This window comes from Pelobium manganitolerans (assembly GCF_003609575.1).
Taxonomy (GTDB): Bacteria; Bacteroidota; Bacteroidia; order Sphingobacteriales; family Sphingobacteriaceae; genus Pseudopedobacter; species Pseudopedobacter manganitolerans.
In genome coordinates this window covers 159260-174129 of sequence record NZ_MBTA01000027.1, presented here as the reverse complement: position 1 = coordinate 174129, position 14870 = coordinate 159260, and the positions used below count along the sequence as shown (strand labels likewise).

Sequence of the window (14870 nt, the reverse complement as noted above, 5' to 3'; positions counted from 1 at the left end):
TGTAAATTACACTTTTAAGAGCAACTCTGCGGCTTTTTCTAAAGTTTCGTCTTTTTTAGCAAAGCAAAAACGCAAGGTCCTAAAATCTGTGTTGCGTGTATAAAAACTAGAGTTTGGGATACACGCTACTTTATAGTCTGTCACCAGCTTTGTAGCCATTTCTACATCGTTATCTGCTGCAATGCGCTCGTAACTTACGTTTTGGAAATACGTGCCTTCGCAACGCAATAAGGTAAAACGCGACGGTTCCAAAAGCTTACGGAATAGGTTGCGCTTACGCTGAAAAAACTCATTTAACTCCAAATACGTAGGTTTATTGTTTAAATAAGCCTCAATGGCGAATTGCATAGGCGTATTTACACTAAAAACCATAAACTGGTGCAGTTTTCTGAATTCTTTCATTAGCATTTCTGGCGCAAGGCAATAGCCAACTTTCCAGCCTGTGCAGTGGAAAAGCTTACCAAAGCTTGCGGTGATAAAAGTGCGCATCTTAAGCTCGGGGTAGCGCGCTAAACTTAGGTGCGTTTGTTTATCGTAAATCAGATGCTCGTAAACCTCGTCACTGATGATTAAAATGTCTGTGTTTTCTGTAATGATTTTTAGCTGCTTAATATCTTCTTCTTTCAAAATCCGCCCGCAAGGGTTTTGTGGCGAGTTGATGATGATGAGTTTGGTATTGGCAGTTACCAGGCGTTTCACCATGTTCCAATCTATATCGTAAAAAGGCGGTGCCATTTCGTAAGGTTTTACTAAACCGCCAAAAGCCTTAACTACGGGCGCATAAGAATCATAAGCAGGTTCAAAAATAATGGCCTCGTCGTTTGGTTTAATGCTGGCCGCAATGGCGGTGTAAATGGCTTGCGTGGCACCCGCTGTAATGGTAATTTCGGTTTCGGGCGAGTAATAGCTTTGATGCAAGGATTGTGTTTTTTCAGAAATTAATCCGCGTAAGCTTAACAAACCGGGCATAGGCGCGTATTGGTTGTGTCCTTGGCGCATTTGCTGGTTTACCAGTTCAACCAGTTCGGGGTCTACATCAAAATCCGGAAAACCTTGCGAGAGGTTAACCGCATGATGTTTATTGGCCAAAGCCGTCATGGTTGAAAAGATAGAGGTTTGTGTTTGCGGTAATTTAGAGGTAAAATTGATCAAAACGGAAAATATAAAATAAATAATTGCTGTGCCTTTGGCAAAATAAGCTATTAAATTTTAAAAATTATTCTCATAATTTAGAATTATGAACCATCACTCTAAAGAAAGTAAGTTGTTTGTGGTGCTAGGCTGCTTTTTAGTTGCTAACGCGATACTTGCCGAATTCATTGGCGTTAAGATTTTTTCTGTAGAAGAGTCTTTGGGTTTTGCCAAGTTCAACATCAATTTATTTGGCATCAAAGGCTTGTCGTACAATATGTCGGCCGGGGTAGTAACTTGGCCCATTGTGTTTATTATGACGGATATCATTAATGAATATTATGGCACCAAAGGCGTTAAATTTCTCTCGTACCTTGCGGCGATATTAATTGCGTTTTCTTTTGTGGTGGTGGGCTTCACCATCAATTTAGTGCCTTCAGATTTTTGGATTCACCAGAGTATAAACGGCTCTGATACCAACATGAACAACGCTTTTACCGGTGTTTTTGGGCAGGGAATGTGGATTATTGTGGGTTCTATCACTGCTTTTTTGATAGGGCAGGTGGCCGATGTGAAAATATTTCACAACATTAAAAAGATTACTGGCGAGCATAAACTGTGGCTCCGCGCAACGGGCTCCACTTTGGTGTCGCAACTGATTGATAGCTTTGTGGTGATCTTCATCGCATTTTACCTAAACCCGCAATACAACTGGGGTTGGAAAATGGTTGCTGCCATTGGTTTGGTAAATTATACCTACAAATTTGTTGTGGCCTTGTTGATGACGCCTTTTCTTTACCTCATTCACGGCATTATCGAGTGGTTTTTAGGGAAAGATTTAGCGGCGCAAATGATGGCGGATGCCGAACGGAAATAAAAAAGCCGGTTGAACCGGCCCTAAATTTATTTTCCGACTTTTAACAGTTCAATATCAAATATCAGCGTGCTAAAAGGAGGGATGTCTTGCCCGGCACCTCTTTCGCCATAACCTAGCTGATAGGGAATGTAAAAGCGATATTTAGCACCAACAGGCATTAATTGCACGCCTTCTGTCCAACCTTTGATAACGCCATCTAAAGGTAAAGTAATTGGCTCGCCACGGTCGTAAGAGCTGTCAAACTGTGTTCCGTCTACCAAAGTGCCCTTATAATGTACGGTTACGGTGTCTGTTGCTTTTGGTTTTACGCCTGTGCCAGGTTGAAGCACTTCGTATTGCAACCCACTAGCTGTGGTGGTAATTTTGGGGTTCTTTTTATTTTCTTCCAAAAACTTTTTGCCTGCTTCTTCTAAGGCCGCGTATTTTGCTTTGCTAATTTTTTGCAGAAACTGGTTGATGGTTTGGCCAGCCTGTTCGTCATTTACCACCAAGGTTTTTCCGGTAAAAACGTCTTGCATTCCCTGTTTTAGCAAATCGTAGTTTAAGGCCTGTACACCGTCGGATTTTAAGCCCTGTGCAATCTTCATCCCGAAAGAATAACTTGCAGAATCCAGCTCGGTTAAGGTTTTAGCAGGAGCGCCAGCAGGTTTTTGAGCCGCCGGCTTTTTTGTGTTTTGCGCATTTGTAGCCAATACGCAGCAGGCGCTAAGGCCCAACGTTAATAATGCTTTTTGAATCATCTTTTTTAAATAAAAACCGTTGAAGATAGGGAAAAGAAGTGAGTATAGGGTATTGAGTATAGAGTATAGGGTATTGAGTATAGAGTATAGAGTATAGGGTATCAAGATGATGCGCTCTTAATGTTAGCTGGCTCTTTACTAAACCAACTCGCTCCTAATGAACCAATGAACTCCTAAAGACTAATGAACTCTTAACGGACTCCTAAAAAACTAATGAACTCTTAACGGACTCCTAAAAAACTAATGAACTTCCTCCTAATGAACCATTTTAACGTTTTTATTGCCTAATCTGTGCTTTCCTAGCAAATCTATCAGAATTTAAATCGATACAAAAAACGTCTATAATGATTTTACTTTAGCTATTTTTGCGCCATGGAATTTTTACAAAAAGCCATTGTAAAGGCTTTCGCCGATGTTTTTGAAACCGAAATTTCGGCCACTCAGGTTAATTTAGAGCAAACCAAGAAAGAGTTTGAAGGGCATGTGACTTTTGTAGTTTTTCCTTTTGTCCGACAAACCAAAAAATCGCCAGAACAAACCGCAACTTTATTGGGCCAATATTTACAGGCTAACTGCCAAGAGGTGGAAAGTTTTAACGTAATTAAAGGTTTTTTAAATCTGGCTTTAACCGATGCTTACTGGCTTGGTGTTTTTAAAAACGAAGTTTTAGCGCCCGATTTTGGCCAACTGCCTAAAAACGGACAAAAAGTAATGATAGAGTATTCATCGCCTAATACCAATAAACCGTTGCATTTGGGTCATGTACGCAATAATTTGTTAGGTTTTGCCGTGTCTAACCTTTTGAAAAGCGCCGGCTTTGAGGTGATAAAAGCTAATTTGGTAAACGATAGGGGAATCCATATCTGCAAATCTATGTTGGCTTGGCAAAAATTTGGCAAAGGGGAAACACCAGAAAATGCCGGTTTAAAAGGCGACCATCTGGTGGGCAAATATTATGTGGTTTTTGATCAGGAATATAAAAAGCAAATTAACGAACTGCTAGGGCAGGGATTAAGCGAAGAAGAAGCAAAAAAGCAAGCACCTTTAATTAAAGAAGCGCAACAAATGTTGCTAAAATGGGAGCAAGGCGACGCGGAGGTGATTTCTTTATGGAAAAAAATGAACGGCTGGGTTTACGCGGGCTTTGATGAAACTTATAAAAAACTGGGCGTAAGCTTTGATAAATATTATTACGAGTCGGACACCTATTTGTTAGGGAAAGATTTGGTAGAGGAAGGCTTGCAGAAAGGCGTTTTCTTTGAAAAAGCAGACGGTTCTGTTTGGATTGATTTAACTGCCGACGGTTTGGACGAGAAATTGGTTCGCCGCGCCGACGGTACATCAGTTTACATTACGCAGGATTTGGGCACCGCGCAGTTAAAATACGACGAATTTAACTGCGATCAATCTATTTATGTAGTAGGTAACGAGCAGGATTACCACTTTAAGGTGCTGTTTCTGGTTTTGGAAAAGTTGGGCAAAAGCTGGGCAAAAGGCTTGTACCATCTTTCTTACGGGATGGTGGACTTGCCATCGGGTAAAATGAAGTCTAGGGAAGGCACGGTGGTAGATGCCGATGATTTGATTGAAGAGATGAAGCTGACGGCAAAAGAAAAAACGGAGGCTTTGGGCAAAGTAGATCACTTTAGCGACGAAGAGAAAGACCAGCTTTACCAGATGATTGGGCTAGGCGCACTTAAATATTTCTTGTTAAAGGTGGAGCCTAAGAAGCGTTTGCTTTTTGACCCTAACGAATCCATCGACTTTCAGGGGAATACCGGCCCTTTTATCCAATATACCCACGCCAGGATTAAATCGGTGCTTAAAAAAGCCGGTTTTGTTACAGGTGAAGTAAGTTTTCCGGCGCAACTTGGCACCACAGAAGTGGAGCTATTACAACTGCTGAGCCGTTATCCGCAAATTGTGGAGCAAGCAGCAAAAGATTATAACCCAGCTGCTATCGCAAATTTTGCTTATGATTTGGCTAAAACCTATAATAAGTTTTACCAAACCGAATCTATTTTAAAAACCGAACACGAATTGGTTAAAGCTTTTAGGTTGCAGTTATCAGCCAGCACGGCGCAAACCTTAAATATGGCTATGGCAATTTTGGGAATTGAGGTGCCAGAGAGGATGTAGATGTTTTAATATTTTAGACTTACGAAATTTTTGAAACTTCGGTAAAGTCTTTTTTTAGCGTTAAGCCTATTTTAGAAACTGTTTAAACGGATCAATTATAAGACTCGTCATTAGGCAACGAGACATCTCATATATAGGTTGCCACGCGATACGCATAAGCCTTGCTAGTGAGATGCTTCGACTTCGCTAAGCATGACGTGGTGGGCGTTCTTACTTAAAATACCTTTTAAAAAATTTCATGATATAAATTTAAAAGATTTATAGACTTACGAAGTTTTTGAAACTTCGTAAGTCTTTTCTTAATAGCGCTCGTTGGGAACGAGCGCTTGATCTGGGTATTCCGTTTTAGTTATTTTATTGATTACCTAAACTTAATTCTTAATATTATATATTAATCAGCGTTTTTTCTAGTTTTACTCCGCACCTTCGCCAATTGCGTTCATCACATCCATACTTACACCAGTTGAAGAATAACCGCCATCATGGAAAAGATTTTGCATGGTAACCATACGCGTTAAATCAGAGAATAGGCTAATGCAATAATCTGCACACGATGCGGCATCGGCATTTCCCAATGGTGCAATCTTATCTGCATAATCAAAGAAATTATCGAAACCTTTAATACCCGAGCCGGCAGTGGTGCGTGTAGGAGATTGAGAAACGGTGTTAATTCTCACTTTCTTCTCTAAACCATAATGGTAGCCGAAGCTACGTGCAATAGACTCTAACATCGCCTTAATGTCGGCCATGTCGGTATAAAAAGGGTAGGTGCGCTGTGCGGCCATGTAGGTTAAGGCAACCACGCTTCCCCATTCGTTAATGGCATCCAACTGTTTAGCTACGGCCAACATTTTATGTAAAGACAAAGCAGAAACATCTATACCTTTTAAAAAGTAGTCGTAATTAGATTCGGTGTACGGGATTTTTTTGCGGATGTTCACGCTCATGCCGATAGAGTGAAGCACAAAGTCGATTTTACCGCCTAAAACTTCCTGAGACTCGGTGAAAAGTTTGGTCAAATCTTCAACGCTGGTTGCATCGGCAGGAATGATTTTAGAGCCTGTTTTTTCTGCCAAAGCGTTAATTTCGCCCATGCGCATGGCAATTGGGGCATTGGTTAAAACGAATGTTGCACCTTCTGCGTGAGCCTTTTCGGCCACTTTCCAAGCGATAGAATTTTCATCTAATGCACCTGTAATGATGCCACGTTTTCCTTTTAATAAGTTATAAGCCATATATCGATTGTTTAACTTGCTGTTTTAATAGACTATTTTTGTAAAACTGCGTAAAGATAAAAATTACGTTCAATTAATTTTGCAGTAATTCCCGCGCGTTCTGTAAGGCAGATTCTTTAGGGTTTTCGCCGCTCAACATTTTGGCAATTTCTAGCACTCGTTCTTCATCTTTTAACTTTTTAATACGGGTGTAAGTGGTTTCGCCTTCATTAACTTTGTGCACAAAATAATGCGATTTTCCTTTGCTGGCCATTTGTGGCAGGTGCGTAATCGCAATTACTTGCATCGCCTTAGAAAGCTCGGCCAGTATTGCGCCAACGCGGTTGGCAACCTCACCAGAAATTCCGGTATCAATCTCGTCAAAAATAATAGTGGGCAAAGCCGTTTTTTGTGCGATCAGTGACTTGATGCTCAACATTAAGCGCGAAAGCTCGCCTCCGGAAGCTACTTTATGGATTTCGTTAGGAGATTGACCTTTGTTTGCGCTAAACAAAAATCTTATTTGGTCTGCACCATTACTATCAAAACCATTGCTGTCCAAAGTTTGCTGTTCTATTTTAAGCTTTGCATCCGGCATACCTACTTCTGCCAAAAGCGCGGCAACTTTTTGTTCAATCTCCGGAATTACCTTTGCCCGCTTAGCGCTGATTGCTTTTGCCTCTTGTGCTAATTGCTGTTCTTCTTTTTTTAGCTGTGCGGCCAATTGTTCCAGTTCTTCATCGGCAAACAAAATTTGGTTAAGCTTTTCCAGTAAATCGCGTTGCATAGCCAAAAGTTCGGCGCTGGTATTTACACGGTGTTTTTTCTGCAAACCGTAAATTATGCTCAACCGTTCGTTTATCGTGTCTGCCCGGTTTTCGTCATAATTGGTTTTTTGCTCAAGACTGTCCAGTTCTTCGGCAATGTCTTTAAGTTCAATCTGGCAGCTTCGTAAGCGCGAGGCTAGTGCGGCAATCTCTTCATCGTAATGCTCAATGCTGTGCAATTGCGTTAAAGCATCTTTAATTTTTGATAAAGCAGCCTCCTCAAAACCGTTTAGCTGCGCGTTGACGTTGTATAAATTCTTTTTAATTTCTTCGGCATGGCTCAGCGCGTTTAGCTCTTTTTCTAAGTTTTCCTGTTCTTCCTCCTGTATCAAGCTTCCTTCCAATTCGTCGTACAGGTACTGAAAATAATCTTGGTCCGCCTTTGCCTTTTCGTTCTCATCTATCTTGGCCTGATAAGCTTTTTGATTTCTGCGGTACTGTTGGTACGTTTTGCGGTAATTTGCTACCGCAGATTGTTGTTCGGCCATTACATCTAACACCAGCAACTGAAAAGCAATCTCGCTAATTTCTAAAGTAGCATGTTGTGCATGTATATCTATTAACTGCTGGCCTAGCGCTTTTAGTACGCTTAAGGTAACCGGCGTATCGTTAATAAAAGCCCTAGATTTTCCGTCGAGCGCAATTTCACGGCGTAGCACCGTTTCATCTTCATAGTCCAGATCATTCTCTGAAAAAAAATCTTTGAAATTATAATCGGCAATGCTAAAAAAACCTTCTACTACGCACTTCTTTTGTTGGTTAAAAAAGTACTTACTCTCCGCGCGTTGACCTAAAATTAAGCCCAATGCACCCAGCACAATAGATTTTCCTGCGCCAGTTTCACCGGTAATAACATTTAAATCGCCTTCAAAACTAATATCGAGGTTATCTATTAAAGCGTAATTTTTTATGGTTAATCTGCTTAACATGGGTTAGGATTGCGTAGTATTGAGTATTGAGTAGTGAGTAGTGAATTGTCCGGTAGTCCATTGTCCATTGACCATTGTCCATTGACCATTGTCCATTGACCATCGTCCATTGACCATTGTCCATTGTGCATCGTCCATTGACCATTGACCATTGTCCATCGTCCATTGTCCATCGTCCATTGTCCATCGTCCATTGACCATCGTCGACGTCCGCTACCTCAATTTTTTCAGTTCTTCGTATTTGGAGGTGTTAGCCGGATCGGCATCAACCATCACGTTATAAACTTTGGTGCGTTCCATGGGGTTTCCTTTGCTAAAAATGTCCACAATTTCATCAGCCTTAGCGGAAAAGAATACTTGGTTAAGCATAGCGCCTTGTTTTTGCTTATCCAGTTGCGCAAGTTCGGGCAAACTTTCTGCAATGGCTTTTCGGCCTTTATTCAAATCTTCGCTCATTACATCCAAACCTAAACGATGATAGGTGTAAAGAATATCGCGCAAGGGCGCAAAGCTTTTGTTGTTCAAATTTTCTGCTAACCAATATCTATTTTTTAAGCCTTCAAAAGCTTTCCATCCGGCAAACGCCGCGTTTTGCGCATTATTAACCACGGTTTGTGCTTTGGCATAATAAGGCGCACCGCCCATTTTTCCAAAGGTATCCGCATCTAAACCAATGATGACGTAAGCGTAAAAAGCAAGTATAGAGCTCAGATTGTTCTGGTAATTTTGATCCGAATAATCCAACGGCTGACCCTGCGTATAACTAAAATCGAAGTTTTTATCGTTTAAACTTAATACCGTGGTATTATAAGAAGTGCCGTAAACAGGTCTGCTGCTTAAAATTTGCGCTTCGCCTTGGTAGTTGCTGCCACCGTCCCAACTTTTTAGCGTAATAACCAGGTTGCAATCAACGCGTTCTTCGGGTTTTAGCTCAAAATTAGCCCATTTTCGGTTGTTCAAAAATTCGCTTATCGCGATTTGTAACTCCTCCAAAGGTCTTTTGTTGGTGTTTTGTATTTGTGGCGAGAGGATTTGTACCCTGCAATTTAAATCTTGCGCAAAGCTGGGCAAGCTAAGCGCGAAAAATAGGATAGCAATTAGTTTTTTCATCTTTTTAATAATTATACCTGATACTTGCTACTCAATTTCCTATTTGTCGGCAAAAATCGAGACTATTTTCTCGCAAATATCCGTAGCTACCTCATCTTTGCTTTTAAGCGGAAAAACCGTCTTCTCCAAAGTTTTGTCAATAATGGTTATTTTATTGGTGTTGTTTTGGAAGCCTGCACCGGCATCGTTCAACGAATTTAAGACAATAAAATCTAAGTTTTTCTTTTTTAGCTTTTCTGTGGCGTTTGCCTCTTCGTGATCGGTTTCTAAGGCAAAACCCACCAAAATCTGAACTGTTTTTACAGCTCCTAAAGTTGCCAAAATATCCGGCGTCTTCTTTAGTGGGATAGTGAGCGAGCTATCTTTCTTTTTTATTTTAAAAGGTGCAACTTCTTCTACGGTATAATCGGCCACAGCCGCCGCCATCACACATATTTGGCTATCGCTAAAATGCTTTTGGCAGTTTTCAAACATTTCTGCTGCCGAGGTTACGCTAATTCTGTTTACGCCCTTCGGTGCATCTAAAGCCGTTGGACCGCTTATCAACGTTACCGTGGCGCCCAGCTCCTTAAGTTTTGCGGCAATGGCATAACCCATTTTGCCCGATGAATGATTGCCGATAAAACGCACCGGATCTATCGCTTCATAAGTTGGCCCTGCGCTTACCAAAGCTTTTTGCCCTGCCAAAGGTTTTGTTTCGGATAGTTTTTGATTGATGAAATTTACAATTTCTTCCGGCTCCGCTAATCGGCCTTCGCCGTACAGTCCGCTAGCTAATTCGCCTTTCGCCGGAGAAATAATTTCATTACCATAATGGCGCAATTTTACGATATTGTTTTTGGTGCTCAGGTGTTTCCACATGTCTAAATCCATGGCCGGCGCAACGTATATAGGGCATTTTGCAGATAGGTAAACCGCCGAAAGCAAATTGTCGCACAAGCCATTGGCAAATTTTGCAATGGTATTTGCTGTTGCAGGGGCAATCACAATTAAATCGGCCCAAAGGGCTAGCTCAACATGGTTGTTCCAAACCCCAGTATCAGCGTTTGCATAGGTACTGTAAACCGGATTTTTAGATAACGTAGAAAAGGTGAGGGGCGTGATGAAGGCTTTTGCGCCATCTGTTAAAATTACCTTGACGTTTGCACCGGCTTTCACTAACAATCTTACAATTTCTGCAGATTTATAGCTTGCAATGCTACCGCAAACGCCAAGGATAATGTTTTTGTCTTTAAGCATTGTGGACATGCTCAAATATAAAACAAATTACTTTTGTTCTTTAGACGGGTTTCTGTAATATACTTTGCCGTTGATGAATTCGTCAATAGCTATCAAAGAAGGTTTTGGCATTCTTTCGTAATGCTTAGAAATTTCAATTTGCTCTCTATTTTCAAAAACTTCTTCCAAATTGTCGTTAGAGCTGGCAAACTCGGCCAGTTTGCTGTGTAATTCTTCTTTAATGTTAGAAGCAATTTGGTTGGCTCTTTTGCTGATGATTACCAAAGATTCGTAAATGTTTTTGGTATCTGTATCAAGCTGTCTTAAATCTCTGGTTACCGTTGTATTGGCAACAGTTGGTTTATTTGCGTCTTTATTGTTCATCTTCTTCTGTCTCTTTATTTTTATAGCCGTAGGCTGCTAATGTTGCTTTGGTTTGTTCTATTCCTTTTAATGAAGCTTCTTTTAAATCTAGTGCTTCTTTAGCGAAGGCGCTTTTCGGATACCTCTCGATAAATCTTTCGTATTCGTCTATCGCTTCGTTATAACGGTCCTCTTGTTTAGTTTCTAAGCTGTTTTTTGCGTACAGATATTGCGCTTTAATGGTTAAATATTCCATCTCTTCCGCATATTTTGTATCTGGGAAATCTTTCGCCGAGTTTCTGAAAGCAATGACCGCCGCTTGGTAATCACCGATATCTAAAAACAACTTGGCATTCTCGAATGATTTACGCTCCAACTTGTCTCTTAAATCTGCAATTAGCTTGCTGGCTTCTGCAACGCGTTCACTTTTTGGATACAGGTTGATAAAAAGCTGCAAAGCTTCTATTGCTTTGTAAGTATTGTCTTGATCTAAAGAATAATTCGGAGATTCTAGATAATAGCAGTAAGCAGCTAAAAACCGGCATTCTTCTGCTTTGGGGCTACTGGGATAAGTGTCTGCAAAAGTTTTAAAATGATACCTTGCTGATAGGTAGTCTTTTAGCTTATAATTAGTATAGGCGTAATAGTAATAAAGGTCTTCCGACTCGGCACGGCCACGGTAACGCTGTACCAGGTCATCAAACAAAACTAAAGCTTTAGAATAATCTTTTTTGTTGTACAAACGAATGGCTTCTTGGTATTTTTTAGCCACGTCTGTGCTGGCTCTCAGTTTTTCGAACCTGCTTTTACAACCTGTAAAAACTATGGCAATTAATAAGAAAGAGGCTAAAAGTGCTAAGCGCCCGTTTTTAAACATCCTGCAAAGATAGATTAATAAATAATACTTGTCAATTTTAAATCGTGTGGACACGAAAGTAAATTTTTTATTGCTTTTGGCAAGAGGAATTAACAAATTTTAACGATGCTTTGCTGGTTTGGTTTTCTGTGCTGGTTATTAGGAGGAATTATTGATTTGCTAATTTTTGTCAGAGTAATCGGCTGTCCCAAACCCACTCTTCGGATTTAATGATTTTCACCTTTGTGCCAAAGTCGGTGTGTTTTGTGTTGATGATGTAATTAAATTCTTGCGCTACAATTGCAGATGGCACTTTCAAAACTAGGTGTTCGCACTCTTGGTACCACAAAGAACCAACATCTTGCAAATGAGGATATGCATCCAAACTTTGCCAACTGATAGGGAGTTGACTAGATTTAATTTCTTTAATTGATGTTTGTCCGTCAAGAGCAATTGTTATAAGCCTGTAACGATTTGAAATATTAATTGATGCGCGGTGTGCGATGTTTTCAAGTACAGACAGGGCAATACTACTCCCTGTATAAATAACAAACTCGTCTTCCTTATTCCAACGGTTGGCAATTCCAGAAGCAGATAAATGATCTGCATATATGTCTCGGCAAATTTTATAAACCAACATGTTATACGTTGTCGCCGTATTCTAAAGCAGTTAGCCGTGTGTCAACAAACTTTATTCCCGTTATCGTTCCTAAAAAATCTTTCGGAGCTTGGTTGTCTAAAAATTTGTTTTCGCTTAGCAACCACTGGTCAAAAGCTTCTGTATTTCCAAAGACTTCGATACCGTGCTTGTATAACGAAATTAACAACACAAGATGCTCTTTAATATTGTCTTTTGAATTGCTTTCTGGTTTGCGGTACGTTCTTAGTGTTTTTGAATTTATATTAAGCCAAGTCGACGTGATCTCGTCATTTAGTGTTGAAATATCTCTGAAATACTTGAAATAACGCCAATTGATATCGTTATCTTTTAGGAAGAAAAAGAGCTTTGCAAAATCATTAACGGCAGGGATTTCCGCAACTTTCTCGTGTTTCAACGCAATTTCCATCTGAAAATTCTTTTTTCCAAATATAATCAAAATTACCTTCGCAAAAAGGAGATTTTACCGCGTTTTTACGCCGTGCCTATCTGCTCAAACGATCCTTAGCTTCGCAAACTTTAGCAACAATTGCTTTTGCCCAATTTCTTTAAAAAATATGGTCGCTTTAATATCTGGCTTGTTGCCTTCCAAAGTTAATACCTTGCCGTATCCGAAGCGCTCATGCTCCACCTCGTGCCCAACCTGTAGGTTTGAAGTGTCGCTAGGCGCAAAGCCTTCGCTTGGCACGTGTGCTTTTGCCAGTAAAGAAGTTGTTTTTAAAGGTTTTGTAGCCGGTTTAGGTTTAGAAAACACATCTGCTTGTGCCGGCTGATAACGGGTATTGCTTTGCCATTGCGTCCGTTCGTCATCAAAACTGCCCGAGTTAGCAATGGAGGCTTTTTTAGGCAGTTCAATTTCCAAGTAACGCGGATCAATCTCGTCCAAGAAACGGGATGGCTCACAGTTAATTAAGGTGCCAAACTTAAAGCGCGACGTTGCATAGCTAATATTCAGTTTCTTCTCTGCACGGGTAACGGCTACATAAAACAAACGGCGCTCTTCTTCCAAATCTGCTCGCGAATTGAGCGACATTTGCGAAGGGAAAAGGTTTTCTTCTAAACCTACAATATAAACCTGCGGAAACTCCAAGCCTTTAGAGGAGTGGATAGTCATTAAAGAAACCGAATCTTTGTCATCTTTATCCTTATCATCATTGGTAAGCAAAGCCACATCTTGCATGAAAACGTCTAAGCCCCGGTCTTCAATATCTTCGCGTTCAGAAAACTCTTTAATACCGTTCAGCAATTCTTGGATATTTTCGTAACGGTTGATACCCTCTACAGATTTATCATCGTACAAATCTTTCAGCAAACCCGATTGTTGCGCAATATGTAAAGCCGCATCATAAGCCGATTGATTTTTGGCTACCACGGCAAAACTTTGTATCGCAGTGGCAAAATTGGACACCGCAGCTGCCGCACGGGCATCTAAATATTGCTGCGCATCAACAATAACATCAAAAAGTGTTTTGTTCTCTTTATCAGCAGCTAAGATAATTTTATCTAAAGTAGTTTTTCCAATGCCACGCGCCGGGTAGTTAATCACCCTCTTGAAAGCTTCCTCATCTGCCGGATTAAACGTTAAACGGAAATAAGCTATCAAATCTTTAATTTCCTTACGTTGATAAAATGAAGTGCCGCCGTAAATTTTATAAGGCACGCCCAACTTTCGCAAGGCTTCCTCCATCGACCTTGATTGGGCGTTGGTACGGTATAAAATGGCAAAATCGGACCAGTTTAGGTTGGCGTCCGCACGCTCTTGTGCAATAGCTTCGGCTACTTGTTTGCCTTCCTCGTTATCGGAAAAAGAGCGGGTAACTTTTATTTTATCGCCGGTTTCATTGGCAGAAAACACGTTTTTCTCCAGTTGGTTTTTGTTGTTGGCGATAATGCTGTTGGCAATATTTACGATGTTTTGTGTGGAGCGGTAATTTTGTTCCAGCTTAAAAACCTTTACATCCGGATAATCTTTTTGGAAATTGAGGATGTTTTGGATGTTGGCGCCGCGGAAAGCATAAATACTTTGTGCGTCGTCGCCTACTACGCACAGGTTTTCGCGGATGGCAGCCAGTTTTTTCACAATCAAGTATTGCGAAAAGTTGGTGTCCTGGTACTCATCCACCATCAAATACTTAAACTTGTTTTGATATTTATATAATACCTCGGGCTGTTCTTTAAGCAGTACGTTGGTTTTAAACAGCAAATCGTCAAAATCCATTGCACCGGCTTTAAAGCAACGGTTTACGTAGGTTTCGTAAATTTTACCTAAAAAAGCACGCCCCGAGCTATGGTCGTCGGCCTGTATCTGCTCGTTCTGCTGATATTCGGCAACCGATATCAAATTGTTTTTGGCCATAGAGATACGCCCGTACACATAATTGTGGTGGTAAAGTTTATCGTCTAAACTCATTTCTTTCAAAATGGTTTTAATTAAACTTTTACTGTCGTCCGTATCGTAAATGGTAAAGTTGTTAGGATAGCCAATGTGGTGCGCCTCCACACGTAAAATCTTGGCAAAAACAGAGTGAAAAGTGCCCATCCAAATGTTTTTAGCTTCCGTACCAACTACCTTGGTGATACGCTCTCGCATTTCTTTTGCCGCTTTATTGGTAAAAGTTAAAACTAGGATGTTGAAAGGGTCGATCCCTTTTTGGATGAGGTGCGCAACGCGATAGGTGATTACCCTGGTTTTTCCCGAGCCGGCGCCGGCTACAATCATCACTGGTCCTTCTGTTTGTTCAACCGCTTCTCTTTGCGTTACGTTTAATCCTGCTAAATAATCCAAATCTGTAAGGCTTTTATTGCTTG

The 14870-nt window shown here is 40.6% G+C and carries 13 protein-coding genes; 2 read left to right on the top strand and 11 right to left on the bottom strand.

Going from position 1 to position 14870, the window contains the following annotated elements; translation table 11 throughout:
- Positions 1-6: 6 nt before the first annotated feature.
- A complete protein-coding gene (locus tag BCY91_RS14185; protein ID WP_120182703.1) occupies positions 7-1152 on the bottom strand; it encodes a methionine aminotransferase in 1146 nt (381 codons plus the stop codon).
- An 85-nt stretch (positions 1153-1237) separates the two neighbouring features.
- Between BCY91_RS14185 and BCY91_RS14180 the strand changes: the two genes are divergently transcribed.
- On the top strand, positions 1238-2008 hold the full coding sequence (locus BCY91_RS14180; protein WP_120182702.1) for a queuosine precursor transporter: 771 nt from the start codon (positions 1238-1240) through the stop codon (positions 2006-2008).
- Between the two features lie 26 nt (positions 2009-2034).
- Here BCY91_RS14180 and BCY91_RS14175 read toward each other — a convergent pair whose 3' ends face one another.
- A complete protein-coding gene (locus BCY91_RS14175) occupies positions 2035-2748 on the bottom strand; it encodes an FKBP-type peptidyl-prolyl cis-trans isomerase (RefSeq protein WP_120182701.1) in 714 nt (237 codons plus the stop codon).
- Positions 2749-3120: 372 nt separating this feature from the next.
- On the opposite strand from BCY91_RS14175, the gene argS reads away from it, so the two are divergent.
- Positions 3121-4887, top strand: a complete 1767-nt coding sequence (gene argS, locus BCY91_RS14170) for an arginine--tRNA ligase (protein ID WP_120182700.1) — start codon at positions 3121-3123, stop codon at positions 4885-4887.
- 413 nt (positions 4888-5300) lie between these two features.
- On the opposite strand, the gene BCY91_RS14165 is transcribed toward argS, so the two are convergent.
- The 9 genes from BCY91_RS14165 to BCY91_RS14120 all read right to left on the bottom strand — a co-directional run bounded on the left by BCY91_RS14165 (position 5301) and on the right by BCY91_RS14120 (position 14847).
- Complete coding sequence (locus tag BCY91_RS14165; protein ID WP_120182699.1) at positions 5301-6122, bottom strand: enoyl-ACP reductase FabI; 822 nt, start codon at positions 6120-6122, stop codon at positions 5301-5303.
- Between the two features lie 73 nt (positions 6123-6195).
- Positions 6196-7857: a DNA repair protein RecN gene (gene recN / locus BCY91_RS14160; protein ID WP_120182698.1), complete on the bottom strand. Its 1662-nt coding sequence runs from the start codon at positions 7855-7857 to the stop codon at positions 6196-6198.
- A 213-nt stretch (positions 7858-8070) separates the two neighbouring features.
- On the bottom strand, positions 8071-8967 hold the full coding sequence (gene porD / locus BCY91_RS14150) for a type IX secretion system protein PorD (protein WP_120182696.1): 897 nt from the start codon (positions 8965-8967) through the stop codon (positions 8071-8073).
- Between the two features lie 39 nt (positions 8968-9006).
- Complete coding sequence (coaBC, locus tag BCY91_RS14145; protein WP_120182695.1) at positions 9007-10206, bottom strand: bifunctional phosphopantothenoylcysteine decarboxylase/phosphopantothenate--cysteine ligase CoaBC; 1200 nt, start codon at positions 10204-10206, stop codon at positions 9007-9009.
- Between the two features lie 27 nt (positions 10207-10233).
- The gene (locus BCY91_RS14140) at positions 10234-10569 is read right to left on the bottom strand and encodes a DNA-directed RNA polymerase subunit omega (protein WP_120182694.1); all 336 of its coding nucleotides are present in this window, start codon (positions 10567-10569) and stop codon (positions 10234-10236) included.
- Entirely contained in the window at positions 10559-11425 is an 867-nt protein-coding gene (locus tag BCY91_RS14135; protein ID WP_120182693.1) for an outer membrane protein assembly factor BamD, read from the bottom strand. The genes BCY91_RS14140 and BCY91_RS14135 overlap by 11 nt, the downstream gene beginning before the upstream one ends.
- A gap of 169 nt (positions 11426-11594) precedes the next feature.
- Positions 11595-12044: an RES family NAD+ phosphorylase gene (locus tag BCY91_RS14130; RefSeq protein ID WP_120182692.1), complete on the bottom strand. Its 450-nt coding sequence runs from the start codon at positions 12042-12044 to the stop codon at positions 11595-11597.
- Between the two features lies 1 nt (position 12045).
- Positions 12046-12471: an antitoxin Xre/MbcA/ParS toxin-binding domain-containing protein gene (locus tag BCY91_RS14125; protein ID WP_120182691.1), complete on the bottom strand. Its 426-nt coding sequence runs from the start codon at positions 12469-12471 to the stop codon at positions 12046-12048.
- Between the two features lie 84 nt (positions 12472-12555).
- The gene (locus BCY91_RS14120) at positions 12556-14847 is read right to left on the bottom strand and encodes an ATP-dependent helicase (RefSeq protein ID WP_120182690.1); all 2292 of its coding nucleotides are present in this window, start codon (positions 14845-14847) and stop codon (positions 12556-12558) included.
- Positions 14848-14870 lie beyond the last annotated feature (23 nt).

What these genes read in the sequence shown, in the direction of transcription:
- BCY91_RS14180 (WP_120182702.1), top strand. Translation starts at nt 1,238, where the DNA reads ATGAACCATCACTCTAAAGAAAGTAAGTTGTTTGTGGTGCTAGGCTGC.
- BCY91_RS14175 (WP_120182701.1), bottom strand. Translation starts at nt 2,748, where the DNA reads ATGATTCAAAAAGCATTATTAACGTTGGGCCTTAGCGCCTGCTGCGTA.
- argS (WP_120182700.1), top strand. Translation starts at nt 3,121, where the DNA reads ATGGAATTTTTACAAAAAGCCATTGTAAAGGCTTTCGCCGATGTTTTT.
- BCY91_RS14165 (WP_120182699.1), bottom strand. Translation starts at nt 6,122, where the DNA reads ATGGCTTATAACTTATTAAAAGGAAAACGTGGCATCATTACAGGTGCA.
- recN (WP_120182698.1), bottom strand. Translation starts at nt 7,857, where the DNA reads ATGTTAAGCAGATTAACCATAAAAAATTACGCTTTAATAGATAACCTC.
- porD (WP_120182696.1), bottom strand. Translation starts at nt 8,967, where the DNA reads ATGAAAAAACTAATTGCTATCCTATTTTTCGCGCTTAGCTTGCCCAGC.
- coaBC (WP_120182695.1), bottom strand. Translation starts at nt 10,206, where the DNA reads ATGCTTAAAGACAAAAACATTATCCTTGGCGTTTGCGGTAGCATTGCA.
- BCY91_RS14140 (WP_120182694.1), bottom strand. Translation starts at nt 10,569, where the DNA reads ATGAACAATAAAGACGCAAATAAACCAACTGTTGCCAATACAACGGTA.
- BCY91_RS14135 (WP_120182693.1), bottom strand. Translation starts at nt 11,425, where the DNA reads ATGTTTAAAAACGGGCGCTTAGCACTTTTAGCCTCTTTCTTATTAATT.
- BCY91_RS14130 (WP_120182692.1), bottom strand. Translation starts at nt 12,044, where the DNA reads ATGTTGGTTTATAAAATTTGCCGAGACATATATGCAGATCATTTATCT.
- BCY91_RS14125 (WP_120182691.1), bottom strand. Translation starts at nt 12,471, where the DNA reads ATGGAAATTGCGTTGAAACACGAGAAAGTTGCGGAAATCCCTGCCGTT.